The organism is Sulfurimonas lithotrophica (assembly GCF_009258225.1).
Lineage (GTDB): Bacteria > Campylobacterota > Campylobacteria > Campylobacterales > Sulfurimonadaceae > Sulfurimonas > Sulfurimonas lithotrophica.
This window is the reverse complement of sequence record NZ_CP043617.1, coordinates 2,045,373-2,059,547: the sequence shown is the minus strand read 5'-3', so window position 1 is coordinate 2,059,547 and position 14,175 is coordinate 2,045,373. Positions and strand designations below refer to the sequence as shown.

At 32.5% G+C, this 14,175-nt stretch carries 14 protein-coding genes and 1 riboswitch; of the genes, 10 read left to right on the top strand and 4 right to left on the bottom strand.

The features are described 5' to 3' along the window. Position 1: 1 nt before the first annotated feature. The gene (locus FJR48_RS10335) at positions 2-1,225 is read right to left on the bottom strand and encodes a hypothetical protein (RefSeq protein WP_152308049.1); all 1,224 of its coding nucleotides are present in this window, start codon (positions 1,223-1,225) and stop codon (positions 2-4) included. A gap of 56 nt (positions 1,226-1,281) precedes the next feature. Between FJR48_RS10335 and FJR48_RS10330 the strand changes: the two genes are divergently transcribed. Beyond that, the gene (locus FJR48_RS10330; RefSeq protein ID WP_152308048.1) at positions 1,282-1,725 is read left to right on the top strand and encodes a globin domain-containing protein; all 444 of its coding nucleotides are present in this window, start codon (positions 1,282-1,284) and stop codon (positions 1,723-1,725) included. Between the two features lie 3 nt (positions 1,726-1,728). On the opposite strand, the gene FJR48_RS10325 is transcribed toward FJR48_RS10330, so the two are convergent. After that, the gene (locus tag FJR48_RS10325; RefSeq protein WP_152308047.1) at positions 1,729-2,508 is read right to left on the bottom strand and encodes a histidinol-phosphatase; all 780 of its coding nucleotides are present in this window, start codon (positions 2,506-2,508) and stop codon (positions 1,729-1,731) included. A 69-nt stretch (positions 2,509-2,577) separates the two neighbouring features. Between FJR48_RS10325 and FJR48_RS10320 the strand changes: the two genes are divergently transcribed. From FJR48_RS10320 to FJR48_RS10295, 6 genes are all read left to right on the top strand, one after another. Further along, a complete protein-coding gene (locus FJR48_RS10320) occupies positions 2,578-3,285 on the top strand; it encodes a chemotaxis protein (protein ID WP_152308046.1) in 708 nt (235 codons plus the stop codon). Positions 3,286-3,291: 6 nt separating this feature from the next. Beyond that, on the top strand, positions 3,292-4,584 hold the full coding sequence (locus tag FJR48_RS10315; RefSeq protein ID WP_152308045.1) for a peptidase U32 family protein: 1,293 nt from the start codon (positions 3,292-3,294) through the stop codon (positions 4,582-4,584). Positions 4,585-4,630: 46 nt separating this feature from the next. Continuing rightward, positions 4,631-5,131 carry a 5-(carboxyamino)imidazole ribonucleotide mutase gene (gene purE, locus FJR48_RS10310; protein ID WP_152308044.1) on the top strand — a complete coding sequence of 167 codons (501 nt, stop codon included), beginning with the start codon at positions 4,631-4,633 and terminating at the stop codon, positions 5,129-5,131. A 16-nt stretch (positions 5,132-5,147) separates the two neighbouring features. Next, entirely contained in the window at positions 5,148-5,621 is a 474-nt protein-coding gene (locus tag FJR48_RS10305; protein ID WP_152308043.1) for a DUF3972 domain-containing protein, read from the top strand. 15 nt (positions 5,622-5,636) lie between these two features. Beyond that, positions 5,637-6,494, top strand: coding sequence for a damage-control phosphatase ARMT1 family protein (locus FJR48_RS10300; protein WP_152308042.1), 858 nt, complete (start codon positions 5,637-5,639; stop codon positions 6,492-6,494). A gap of 71 nt (positions 6,495-6,565) precedes the next feature. Next, a riboswitch (cyclic di-GMP riboswitch) is annotated at positions 6,566-6,647 on the top strand. Positions 6,648-6,725: 78 nt separating this feature from the next. Then, a complete protein-coding gene (locus tag FJR48_RS10295) occupies positions 6,726-7,112 on the top strand; it encodes a hypothetical protein (RefSeq protein WP_152308041.1) in 387 nt (128 codons plus the stop codon). Between the two features lie 4 nt (positions 7,113-7,116). Here FJR48_RS10295 and FJR48_RS10290 read toward each other — a convergent pair whose 3' ends face one another. Next, the gene (locus FJR48_RS10290; protein ID WP_152308040.1) at positions 7,117-8,499 is read right to left on the bottom strand and encodes an HD domain-containing phosphohydrolase; all 1,383 of its coding nucleotides are present in this window, start codon (positions 8,497-8,499) and stop codon (positions 7,117-7,119) included. After that, on the bottom strand, positions 8,492-12,067 hold the full coding sequence (locus FJR48_RS10285) for a response regulator (protein WP_152308039.1): 3,576 nt from the start codon (positions 12,065-12,067) through the stop codon (positions 8,492-8,494). Before FJR48_RS10285 ends, FJR48_RS10290 begins: the two co-directional genes overlap by 8 nt. 118 nt (positions 12,068-12,185) lie before the next feature. On the opposite strand from FJR48_RS10285, the gene FJR48_RS10280 reads away from it, so the two are divergent. The 3 genes from FJR48_RS10280 to FJR48_RS10270 all read left to right on the top strand — a co-directional run bounded on the left by FJR48_RS10280 (position 12,186) and on the right by FJR48_RS10270 (position 14,169). After that, entirely contained in the window at positions 12,186-13,037 is an 852-nt protein-coding gene (locus FJR48_RS10280; protein ID WP_152308038.1) for a CvfB family protein, read from the top strand. A 3-nt stretch (positions 13,038-13,040) separates the two neighbouring features. Continuing rightward, positions 13,041-13,724 (top strand): lysophospholipid acyltransferase family protein, encoded by a 684-nt coding sequence (locus FJR48_RS10275; protein WP_152308037.1) that lies wholly within the window; start codon positions 13,041-13,043, stop codon positions 13,722-13,724. 151 nt (positions 13,725-13,875) lie between these two features. Beyond that, the gene (locus FJR48_RS10270; RefSeq protein ID WP_152308036.1) at positions 13,876-14,169 is read left to right on the top strand and encodes a chorismate mutase; all 294 of its coding nucleotides are present in this window, start codon (positions 13,876-13,878) and stop codon (positions 14,167-14,169) included. The last annotated feature ends 6 nt before the right edge of the window (positions 14,170-14,175 follow it).

The window sequence follows — 14,175 nt, the reverse complement described above, 5'->3', positions numbered from 1 at the left end:
TTTACTTTAGAAATTTGTTAATTATTAGTAACCAAATAAAAGCGGAGATGCTAAATATAAGCAGTGAACCGAAAAAAAGCTGTTGATTATTTAGAGTTAAAGATATAGAAGATAATATCAAAGCCGTCGTATTTAAAAACCATTGTAAATTTGCCAGTCTCTTGGGTGTTAAGTCTTGTAGCATAGGGACACTTTGAGTTTCTACTAGAGGTGAATATATATGAAACCAAACTAAAAAAGGGATTATCTTGTAAAGGTTTCCTATGATTAAAAAGCTAAAAAAACCAACTATCAATATCCACATACCAAGTTTTAAAATATCTTCATTATTATTAAAAATGTATGAGAAAAGTAACAAAAAGGAAACAAAAAAAGAAACAAATCCGACATACATATACTTAGCCCATATATCATGCTCAATAATTTTTCTGCTTTTAACCATAGAAAATAGTTGATAAAAATATAGAAGAATAGAAACAATAGTTAAAAAGTAAGATAAGTATTCCAAGCTAACAGATGAAAAAACACTTGAGAGAAGCATAAGTACAACGGCAAAAGCCAAAGTATAAAAACTCTTTGTAAATTCGTTGTCGCTTATACGTTTTGATGAACCAAACATAGGTATTAGTATTATCGATATACCCATTATCAAAAGTAGTATAAAACCTACTAACAAGCCGAAAGTATGTGCTTTTAGTACAGAGTGAGGGTTTATATCAAGGCATCCGGAAAAACCGCATGACATAATGATTCCACTAATTATCCCTATAAGCAAAAATATATTACTCATCCACATAGCTTTTGTAATGCTGGTTTTTCTTCTTGTGTTTTTTAATGTCAGCAATAACTCTACCGCATAGATGCTCATAGCAACCAAAACCAAAAAACCGCCGTATATTAAAAATGTTGCATTATAAAAAAAACCAAAAATCAAAAGAATTAAGCCTGAGAGTAAAAATTTATACAGGTATTTAAAAATATTAACATTGTAATGTTTTGTCTCAACTACGACAGGAGCAAGTTGGGACATTGCAGAGAAGATTGATAGCATGATAAATCCCAGCATATAGATATGAACCCAACCTATAAGTTTAAAATCATCTAAGTCTGCATCAAAGGGAATAAAAAAAAGTACTATAAAACTTATAAAATAAAAAAAAGAACTGAGTAGAAAGTAAGGTTTCATAAGTTTTATAGACGGTGAAAAATCAGGATTAACGTTCATATCTTCTCTTAAGTAATAATTTGTATAATTTTACCAAATTTATGACAAGGTTTAAAATGAAATTAACGGTTACAGACGGTGAATTTGGTGTAAGACCGCCGGTGACAAAGCCTCATCCAGGATTTTTACACGAAGTCGGAGAAGAAAGATTTAAAAAATTGGTATATGATCATTACGATTTAATAGAAAAAAGTGATATTTCTTTTTTATTTCCCGTACACGACGAGGAAGATTTTGCAGAAGCAAAAAAACATGCTTTTGATTTTTTAATTCAAATTTCCGGTGGTCCTAGATACTTTGAACAGACTAGAGGCGAGCCGAGGATGGTAGGACGCCACGCACCGTTTCGTATAGACGAGCAGGGTAGAAAAGTTTGGCTGACACTATATGCAGGACTTTTAGAATCTTTGGTTGATGAGGGAATTAGTGAAGAATATATCCAGTCCTTTTGGGATTATTTAGATATATTCTCAATGTGGTTGGTAAATACTAAATCGTAATTATCAAAACTCAATAAGCTGTCTTTTTCTATTTTTAAAGACGGCACATTCTTTATATCCGACACTTTTTGCCATTTCAACAAGTTTTTGAGAACTAAATCCGACTTGCTCCGGTGAGTGAGCATCTGATGCAAAAGTTATCGGTATATTCAGCTCATAAGCATATTTAAGTAATTCAAGTGACGGATAAGCTTCGGCTATCGGTTTTCTAAATCCAGAAGCATTTAGTTCAATAACCATATCTGCTTCTTTTATAGCTAAAAGGGCTTTTTTAGCTATCTCTAAAATTGGTTTATTTGGTAAAAATTTGAAAACTTTTATTAAATCTAAATGTCCGACTATATCAAAAAGCTTTGATTTAGCCATATCTTCAATCGAATCGAAATATTTTTGCCAAATCTCATCTATGTCTTTTTCTTCGTATTTGCCGATAAATTCGGGATTATCAAAACCCCACTTGTCAATAAAGTGAACAGAACCAATAAGATAATCTACATCACTATTTAATACTCTCTCATCCATATAACCGTCTAAATAATCGACTTCATATCCCAAAAGAATCTCTATCTTGTCTTTATATTTCTCTTTTGCATTAAGAACATTATGTTCATACTTTTCCATGTCGGAGAAATCCATTCTGTATTTTGGATCAAATTTCATAGGTGCATGATCTGAAAAACCATAGTACTTGGTTTTATTGGTTATCGCTTGTTCAATATACTCCTCAATACTGCCTTCAGCGTGGTTGCACAGAGTAGTATGGTTATGTAAATCTACTATCATCAGCATTCTCTTTATTTAATATATTTTATGCTATTATAGTGTTAATTAAATTAATTTAGGGAAAACTTTATGACTCAGGAAGAATTAGATGCACTGATGAATGGTGATGTCGATCTTGACTCTTTAGATGAGAGTGTAAAAGAGGAATCAAGCGAAGATTTAGCCGAAGAGATAATAGAAGAAGTTGAGGCAGCAAAAGAAGGGGAAGATATTCCTGCCGGATACAGTGAAAGAACTGCACATCATTGGCCTCTGCCTGCAACTGATGAAAATAAAATGGTACATCAGTTAGATGACGTAACTAAAGAGAGTGAAGAAAAAGCGAGTGAAATTTTTGATATTATAGAAAATATATCAAATGAGCTGATGGAAAAAGAGGAAAATGTTAATAATGTTGTTGAAGTAATCAATTCAAATGTTGAGTTATTTACTACATTAAGTACAAAATTTCCGGAAGTTGAAGCTTTTAAAACTCAACTTTCAAAAAACGAATCTGCCCTTGAAGATGCGAATATAGCATTAGAGATGCTTCAGATGAGCGGTGATGATATTATGAACGTTATGGACATTATGCAGTATCAAGATATTCACCGTCAAAAGATTGAGCGTGTTATTAACGTAATGCGCGCACTCTCAAAATATATGAACACACTTTTTGAGAGTAAGGTTGATGATGAGAAACGTGTATCTTCGGCTCAGCATATTGTCGGAGATACGCATAATGAATTGGCATCTACCGATGATATTGAAGCACTACTTGAACAGTTTGGAAAATAACAATATATGAATAAAGTTGAGTTACTTTCCCCGGCAGGGACATTAGAAAAATTAAAAATTGCACTTGATTACGGTGCAGATGCCGTGTATGGCGGAGTAAGCCATTTTTCTCTACGTATTAGAAGTGGAAAAGAGTTTACCATGGAAGATTTTGCCGAAGGTATCAAATATGCCCATGAGAGAGGTAAAAAAGTTTATGCAACAATAAACGGTTTCCCTTTTAACTCCCAATTAAAACTTTTAAAAAAACATATACTTGCAATGGCTGAACTGAAGCCTGATGCATTTATCGTAGCAACTCCGGGTGTTTTAAAACTGTGCCATGATTTAGTCCCTGATATACCTCTACATTTATCGACTCAGGCAAACGTAATGAATGTCCTAGATGCACAAGTATATGCAGCTATGGGTGCTACCCGTATCATTACAGCTCGTGAGATAAGCCTTAAAGATTTAAAAGAGATAAAAAAAGAGTTACCTGAACTTGAACTAGAAGTATTTGTTCACGGTTCTATGTGTTTTGCATACAGTGGTCGCTGTCTTATATCTACACTTCAGAGTGGGCGTGTTCCAAATCGCGGAAGTTGTGCAAATGATTGTCGTTTCCCTTATGAGATGTATGCTGCAAATCCCGAGACAGGTACTCTTTTTAAACTTGAAGAGGATGAGGGTGTCGGTACATACATAATGAACTCAAAAGATTTAAATCTAGCATCACACATAAAAGAGATTTTAGATAGCGGTGTTGTTGATTCGTTAAAAATCGAGGGGCGCACAAAAACAGCTTATTATGCGGCTACAACTGCAAAAGCTTATCGTATGGCAATTGACGATTATTATGAAGATAAGCTTGATACCGATAAATATCAATATGAACTTGAATCTCTTCAAAATCGCGGATATACCGATGCGTATCTAATATCTCGTCCGTTTGAGAAACACGATACCCAAAGCTTGGATTTTACTATGCAGCTTGGTACGCATCAGGTGAGTGGTCAGGTAGATGAAAACGGGACACATTTTTTATGTAAATATAAGACCCTGCCTGGAGATGAGCTTGAAGTGCATATGCCTCTTGGAAGCAAGATAGAGATGGTTGATAACGAGATTGGAACTACATATGAGCGTGATGGTAGAGTTTATTTGAAATTTAAGCAATTAAAAGCCCAAAACGGAAAGATTTGGGAGTCTGTACACAGTGGAAACGTGAACCCTATAGAACTTCCAGTGAAAATGCCTCAATATACATTTTTGAGAGTTCCGTCTCATCCGGATATGGGAACTTATCCTAAACAATAAAATTTGATATAATTCCAAAAATAAAAACTCTAAAAGGAAAAAATTAATGAAATTTGTCTCAATAGTAATGGGTTCAAAAAGTGATTATGAAGTTATGAAGTCTTGTTCGGATACACTAGAAGCATTTGGTGTTAACTATGAAATGGTTATATCATCTGCACACCGTTCACCTGAGAGAACTGCAGAGTATATTAAAAAAGCAGAAGAAAAAGGTGCACAAGTATTTATTGCAGCAGCGGGTATGGCTGCACATTTGGCAGGTGTTTTGTCTTCTAAAACGGTTAAACCTATTATCGGTGTACCTATGAGTGCATCCGCACTAAGCGGTATAGATGCACTACTCTCAACTGTTCAGATGCCGGCTGGAATGCCAGTTGCTACAGTAGCTATAGGAAAAGCAGGTGCTATCAATTCGGCTTTTTTAGCAATGCAGATGTTAGCACTTGATAATGAAGAATTAGCAGTAAAGTTAAAAGAAGATAGAATAGCAAAAGCTAAAAAAGTTGAAACAGACTCTATGGAGATTGAAACAATCATAGAAGCATAAACAAAAGGGAATATTTATGAAGTGGATGAGTGATACGGAGTATATGGAACTAACGGGCTTAGAGATGGATGCGATAGACGATTTATGTGATCGCGGAAAACTAAGTGTGAAAGTTGAAGACGGTGTTAGATATATAGATCCATCCAAAGGTGCTCAAGAAGTAGTAGTCCCTGCAAAATTGCAGGAACTCTCTAAGCACAACACTCATGAGATGATAGTGCAACCTGAATTTGTTGAAAAAACAATAGGCACTATTATCAACCTTCATGAAAAAGTTCTCGATTCAAAAGATGAAACACTACAAGCCGTAAAAACGGAAAATGAGTTTTTAAGAGAGGCACTTGCATCTTTGCAGGAGCTTTATGATGAGGATAGAAAAACTATCCATACCCTCCAAGAACAACTAAAACTTTCACAACAAGAAGTTGAATTTATGCGTCGTAAATATAAACTAATGTGGAACAAAGCTATTGATGAACATACAAACTAGGACATATCTGTTTTAATGACAATATCTCCCGAATGTGTTGAATGTATCATAAATCAAAGTGCTAAAGTAGCCAACGCTATTGAAGCGGATGATATACTATCAAATAAACTAACTTCAACCGTTAAGAATCTGAGCAAAGAGTTCTCATTTGATGATACTCCGCCTGAAATTGCTTCATATGTATATGAGGAGATGGCACGTATTGCTAAAAAGAAAGACCTCTATGATGAGGTAAAAGAACATTCTACTCAAAAAGCACTCAGTTTTGTACCTCTTTTACAAGAAAAATTAACAAACTCAAAAGATAAACTATTAACCGCTACAAAAATAGCAGTAGCGGGAAATGTTATAGACTTGGCTGCCGAAGTTGAGTTTGACCTAGAAGATGAACTTGAAAAAATATTTCATACCCAGTTTGCCCACAATGACTTTGAACTTTTAAAAGAGAACTTAAAAAAAGCACAAAATATAGTTATTATCGGAGATAACGTAGGTGAGCATATATTTGATTATATGTTTATAGAGACTTTGAATGAACTTTATCCAAATGTAGAGATTACATATATGGTACGTGGAAACCCTATTATAAATGATGTAACTATAAAAGAAGCAAAAGAAGCGGGCTTTGATAATATATGCAAGCTTGTTGATTCGGGTGTAAATACACCGGGATTTACATATAACAGAGCAACAAAAGAGGCAAAAGAGTTGTTTGACAATGCAGACTTGATCATCTCAAAAGGGATGGGAAATTATGAATGTATGAGTCCTTCACACAGAGGCGATATATGTTTTTTACTCAAAGTAAAATGCTCTGTTGTTGCATCTTCACTTAACAAAGAGATTGGTGATATTATTTGTAAAGTTGTTTAGTTTTAATTTTTTATCATTATTAAAACAAATATAAAAGTTTGATATTTATAAAAAATTATGTTACAATGGAAACTGTTGATTGCCAAACTTACTGTGAAGTAAGGACGGAAAGCCATGGGTCTCAAGCATTGTTGAGATCGCCAGGTTGCTAATAATGTTTTCACATTGTTATATTTTCCCCCTAGCTTTTAGTAGTATGCAAACAATATACTTTACTTTAAAGGATTTGTTATGAAAAGTATTTTGTTTATTCTACTCTTTGCTCTTATATCTCTTAAAGCCGATACCATAGACGTAGCCGGTGAAACAGGGATTCTTAAAGTTAAAAGTGGATTCGGATATTCTATCAAGGTTAGTGAACACTTTGAACCGTTTGTTTATCTAAACAATAAACTTCGAGATCTGAAAATCGATTTCAAAGATTTAAATTTTTCGGATTTAGGTGTAGGTATCGGAGTTTCAGGAGATATTAGTAACTCTTTTAGTTACTTTTTCAAATATGCTTCATCTCAACAGATTTTTGATGAGCTGAAACATTATTATGAAAAATATAGAACTCTTAAGTATGACGGTATTGAAACCTCAAGAGTTTATGCGGGTTTAAATATTAGGTTTTAAATTTTTAGACATCTTTAAATGTTTCGCGTATCTCTAAGAACTCGTTTAAGTTGTCAAAAAATATATCGACAAGCTTTGGATCAAACTGTTTTGATCTTTGTTTTTTAAAGTATTCAAAGATTTTTTTATCGTCCCAAGCTTGTTTGTAAACCCTGTCTGATCCTAGTGCATCAAATACATCTGCTATAGCGGTTATTCTGCCCTCCAAAGAGATGTCTTCTCCTTTTAAATGCCTAGGATAACCATTCCCGTCCCATCTTTCGTGATGTTCAAGTGCTATTCTTGCAGCTACTCTTAAAAGAGGTCTGTCAGAATGGGCAAGCATTTTATGCCCAAGCTCGGCGTGGGTTCTCATTATTGCAAATTCATCATCGGTAAGTTTTGAGGGTTTATGTAAAATATTATCGTGAATTGCTACTTTTCCTATATCATGCATAGGGGATGCATCTGCTATCAAGTCAACTATCTCTTTACTTAAGCCTAAGTGTTTAGCTAAAGCTCTAGAGTATTCGGCAACTCTTTTTACATGGTTTCCGGTTTCTTTACTTCTTGTTTCACCTATAGCACCCATGGTAAATACAACTTCTTTTTGGGTATGTTCAATCTCTTTTTGTAAATCATATGTATCTGTAATATCATATCTGACACTGATGTATTCTTCAATATCCCCTTTAGTATCAAGTATCGGCATGACAACACTTTGGACAACATAGTATCCACCGTCTTTTTTGAGATTTTTTACTTCTCCTTGCCATACATGTTTACTTTGAATAGTTTTCCACATATCTTTAAATATATTTTTTGAAACATCCGGGTGCCTTATGATATTATGGTTTTTGCCAATAAGTTCCTCTTTTGAGTAGCCCGATATTTCGGTAAATGCTTTATTTACATAGGTTATCCTACCTTTAAGGTCTGTTTTTGAGACTATAGCACTAATATCAACAACTTCTTTATATTGATTTAGAAGAATTTTATTTTCTTCAAGGTCCTTTTCCAAAATTATTTTTTGCTCGGATAAAGCTAGATGCGTATTAATTCTGGATAATACCTCTTTAGCTTTAAAAGGTTTTGTTATATAATCGACAGCTCCTACGTCATAAGCTCTCTCTATTGAATCCTCATCCGTACTTGCCGTGATAAATATTACGGGAATATCTTTAGTATCAGGATCGCTTTTTAATCTTTTACAAACTTCAAAACCGTCAATTTCTGGCATAATGATGTCTAATAATATTAAATCTACTTTTTCTTCTTTAAGTATTTCGAGTCCGTCTTTGGCATCCAAAGAAGCTAAAATGTCATATTTATCGTCAAGTAGTTCCATTAAGACATTGATGTTTATTTCTGCATCGTCTATAATTAATATTGTTTTTAAATTATCCATCTAAAAGTCCTAGTGCTTGTTTGAACTTAAACTTTGAACACAGATGTTTTAGTTCTTTAAAAATTTTATTCTCATCTTCATCCAGTATATATTTATCCAACTCTTCTATTATAGGCTTAATATTTTTTGCCCTTTTTGTGGAGAGAGCCTCTTTTAATTTAGTAAAAAGTTCATCTTTTTTTTCTTTGCTAATCTCTATTTTTTCGATACTGTTTAAATTGATTTTTTCTTCTATTTCCCTAATTATTTCATTTAGATTTATAACAAGTTGAGGTAAAAGTGTCCTGTTTAGATTTTTTTCTATCTCCTCTGCCGAATCTCTAAGGTATAAAGCTCCCGCACTCGCACTAATGCCTTTTAGAGTATGCATAGCTCTTTTAAGATCTTCATCTTCCATAATATCAAAGTCTATTTCTTTATACTTAATCAAGCCTTTTAGTACCTGAATATATGCACTGTTTTTACCCGAAACAAGATTTAAACCGTACTCTTTATCTAAAGTATTGAACTTAGGAATATCCATAGTATATGAGTCATTACTTTTTTCTTCTGTTATATCTGTTTTTTTACTTATGTATTTTAGTAAGGTCTTAAAAAGTTTATCGACTTCGATAGGTTTGCTTAGATGCTTATTCATCCCTGCTTCTTGAGCTTTTTCTATATCTTCGGTCATAGCATTTGCGGTTAAGGCTATTATCGGGATATTTTTATCTGTTTTTCTTATTTTTTTAGTAGCTTCATAACCGTCAAGCAAAGGCATCTGAATATCCATCAATATAAGTTCATAAGAGTTTTGTTCAAATTTTTTAATTGCTTCAAGCCCATTGGATGCTATATCTATCTTTATACCGCTATCGTTTAATAATTCTAATGTAAGTTCTTGATTTACTTCATTGTCTTCTACCAGTAATACTTTGCTTCCTTTTAACGTTTTGATTTGGTTTTCTAACTCTTTATCAGAATTTGTGTCATATTTTTTTATACTATCTTCACCTAAAAATATTTCCGATAACATATCATTTAAATATGAAGGGTTTATAGGTTTATGTAAAAAGTTTTCTATATTCGCACTCTCCATATCATCGCTTAAAATATCTCTATGGTGTGCACTTATAAGGATATTTTTTCTAGCTTCTACACCAAATTTTTCATGTATTATTTTAAATGCATCTATACCGTTAAAATCAGGCATATCCCAATCTATTAAGATTAAGTCGTAGTCATCTTTTTTATTTTTTATAAGTTCTATACCCTCTTTGGCACTTAGTGCAGATTCTACATCCAGACCAAACGAGTTTAATTGATATGTTAATATGTCCAACCAACTTTCACTATCGTCTATCAAAAGAACTTTTTTACCGTTAAATGTTGAAAAAGGTTTTGCTAAGCGATCTTTGCTTAGTTCGATGTCAAATATGAAACTACTTCCAACATCGACTTTACTCTCAACCCATATATTACCGTTCATCATTTCAACCAACTCTTTAGATATAGCTAAACCAAGGCCGGTTCCGCCGTATTTTTTACTTGTACTGCTGTCTGCCTGAGTAAAAGAATGAAATAATTTGTCTTTTTGTTCTTTAGTAAGACCTATACCGGTATCTCTTACTTCAAACCTTACACGATTTTTGCCGTCTTCTTTTACCTCAAGTATTATCTCTCCCTTTTGAGTGAACTTAACTGCATTAGACAAAAGGTTTATGAGTATTTGACTTATTCTAGAACTATCCCCGTAATATATTTTACCTAAATTTAAGTCATAGTTTACAATAAGGTCCAGACCTTGGTTATATGCTTTGACTTCAATCATATTTATTACATGTTCTATCATATCAAAAAGATTAAAGCTTGTTTTTTCTATTTCGAGTTTTCCCGCTTCAATCTTACTTATATCCAATATATCGTTTATAATACCAAGAAGTGATTTTGCAGAAGTGTCGATTCTGTTTATGTAGTGTTTTTGCTGTTTGTTTAAGTCTGTATTTAAAGCTAAATGAGCCATACCTATAATACCGTTCATAGGTGTCCTTATCTCATGTGACATATTTGCCAAAAAGTAACTTTTTGTTTTTGCAGATTCTTCTGCTTTTTCTTTTGCTTCGATTAGTTCTTGTTCGAGTTTTAATCTTTGAGATGCATCTCTAAATACACCTATAATAAACGGTGTTTCTTCTATGTCATATCTCTTTGCTGCCACGTCACAGTAAGTTATATGTCCATCTTTATTTAATATAGGAATCTCTTTTGCAATATGGTCTTTTCCCTTTATATGTTGTTTAAAGTGTTTGTTTACATAATCGATGTCTTTCTCTGGAATTATTATGTCTTTGGTATAGTTTATAAGTTTATCTTTTGTATATCCGGTCAATTTTTCAAATGATTTGTTTACATTAGTAATTAGTTGCGTATTTAGATTTATAACAGCCAATCCATCGGGCATAGAGTCAAAATATGTTTTTAACTCTTGAGTTTTTAGTTGAAGTTCTTTTGTTCTATCTGCAACTTTTAACTCTAGTTCTTTTTTTTGATTAAAAACTCTATAAATAAAGTAAAAAAGAACCAACATAATAATAAATGAACTTGTTTGCGTAAGTCTAGCTCCATATAACGTAGCTTTAATAAAATCATCTATAGCATATGAAACTACCCATGCTGATGTGTTTCCTTGAGTATTATAAATAGGATAAAAGGAAACAACGTCTATATGTTCATCTTCACGTCCAGAATTATAATGTTCTTTTGTATCGTGTTCTACATATATGGCAAACGGTTTTTCTTTATGCATCTTGGTATGTATTATATCTGTGTAGTTTTTTAGTTTATTTTTATTGTCTGATATACAAGTTTTTTGTGTGTGCTGTTGTGTTAAGGTCATCATATATTCATCATCTTCTGCAGCTTCTATATATTTTGATTTAAATTTGTTTTTATCCCATACCTTTTTTGAAAAAGTATCTTTATGTACCAAAAAGTGTGAATGTAGATTGCTGATATTTGTTAGATAGTTTTGTATATATGCAGTTGAAAAAGAGATCTCAACTGCACATATATAGTTGCCTTTTTTGTCAAATAAAGGTTCAACATATCGCAGAGCATTGGTTGTTTTACCGCCTTCAAATCCTACTACGGGTTGTTTGGTTTTATTTACATGTCTTAAACTATATCTGATTTGGCTAAGGTCATCGCCGTACTTATCAGGTTTATGCATACGTAAAAAAGTTCTATTGTCTTCTAAAGTAAATTGAAACTGATATACACCGTTTTTTTTGAGCTGAGTATATTTAAGCAGTAACTTTTCATATATTTTTTTTCTTAAACTATTTTTTTCTTCTTCACTTGAGTCGGGAAGTTTTTCTAAAAGATCTATGAGGTTTTTTTGAATAAACTCTAAAGTATTTTGTACTAAAATTTTTTCTTGATATTGGATACTTTTGAAATTTTTATCTAGGGTATTAAGATGTGTTTTTAACGCTATGTCGATTCTTTCATCTTTATTTATCTCGGTTAATGAAAGTACAAGTATATTAAATATAACAAATATGATAAAAAGATAAAGTTTTAACTTCATATTTCCGCCTTTTTTTATTCTACAATTTTAATATTATTTTGTCGCTTAAATGTCTCTTTCCCATTATTTTATATATAAACTAGGTATAATGTCATAAAGAAATAGACGGAAATACCAAATGCAAGAACAAAACAAACACCTAGAACTAGGAGTGATAAATACACTTTTAGTCGATAGAGAAACACCCCACGGACTTTTTTTAGTATCAGAAGATGAAAAAGACGTGTTATTGCCACAGGCATATGTGACAAAAGAGATGCAAATCGGCTCACTTATAGACGTGTTTTTATACACGGATTCTGAAGACAGATTGATAGCGACTACATTACAACCAAAGGCAAAGTTAGATGAATTCGGTTTTTTTGAAGTTGTAGATGTAGCAAAGTTTGGAGCATTTGTCGATTGGGGATTGCCAAAAGATTTACTTGTGCCGAATAAACTTCAAAAAAATCCTTTTAAAATAGGTGAAAAACGTTTTTTAAAAGTTGTATATGATGAGCGTACACATAGACTTGTGGGGAGTGAAAAAACTCAAGACTTCTTTACTCAAAAACCAAAGGGTTTAAAAGCGCATCAAGAGGTAAAAATAGTAATAATCTCAAAAACACCGCTTGGATTTAAATGTATAGTTGAAGATAAATACGAAGGTTTAATTTATAAAAATGAAGTATTTGAAAAAATAGAGATAGGGCAAGAGAAACAAGCTTATATAAAAACTATAAGAAAAGACGGAAATCTTGATATCTCGCTACAAGCAACAGGCTCAAAAAAGAAAAGTTCTGATGCAGATAAAGTTTTAGAACTTCTAAAACAAAATAAGGGGATGATGCCTTATAACTATAAAAGTGATGCCGATTTGATTGTAGATGTTTTTTCTATGAGTAAAAAAGCTTACAAAAGAACTTTGACTAAATTACAAGAAGACAATTTAATAGATGTTAAAGACACAGGTATATATATAAAAGGTTAGTTTGTGACGTTTAATCAACTAAAAATTGCGCTATATGCTACATATTTAACAAATATTTATGGATATAAGCTAAAACAGGCTTCAAGTTCAAAAGAGAAGAAAAAGATTAGAACCGAGTACTCAAAAAGACTACTTAAAAAACTAAATATTGAGATAAAAGTTATCAACGAAGAAAAAATTCCAAAAGAGGGACAATATCTTTTAATCTCTAATCATCGTACTATAATTGACCCGACTATTATTGAGGTAGCTACGCAAAACAGAGAGATTTTTGGTCATTGGATATCTAAAAAAGAGCTGTATGATTCTTTCTTTTTCGGTCTTTTTGTTAAAAATGCAGGGACAATTTTACTTGATCGCGAGTCTTCGCAAATGAGCGGTTTTTTTAAAGATATCAGAAAAGTGGTAAAGTCCGGGGATAGCGTATATATATTTCCCGAAGGTACAAGAAACCAAAGTGACGAGCCACTTGGTGAGTTTAAAGGCGGGGCAGAAAAGATTGCCAAAATGAATAAAATAGATATGCTCCCTGTTTTTATCAAAAATCGTGCAGACAAGATTTTGTCTGATGCTATAAAAGATTCCAGTGTACACAGGGTTATAGAGGTTGAATTTGGAGATTTAATAGGGTATAAAGATACACAAACTTCTTATGAAGATGCATATAAACGTATATTTGGGATTTAATTTTTTGTTAAAGTATAGTCTTTTGCGTGAGTCAGGTCAAAGACTATACATGGAGAATCGATATAAAAATTATATATAAAGATTGTTACAGAAATGTTAACAAATTTTTATCTATTTTTAGTTAATATTACTTTAAACTAAAAGGATGACTATGAAAGAGTGTAAGACATTACAAGAGGTTAGAGAAGAGATTGACAAGATTGATGATGAATTAGTAGAACTTATAGCAAAGAGGAATCGTTATATTCATCAAGCGGCATCTTTTAAAAACTCTATAGAAGAAGTAAAAGACGAAGATAGGATAGATGCCGTAAAACAACGTGTACGTGCAAAAGCGATTGAACTTGACGTATCTCCAAATATGATTAGTGAGCTTTTTACAAAGATGATAGACGAGATGGTTGAATCTGAAATAGCACAGTTCCGCGATACTACAAACTTTTAAAGACAG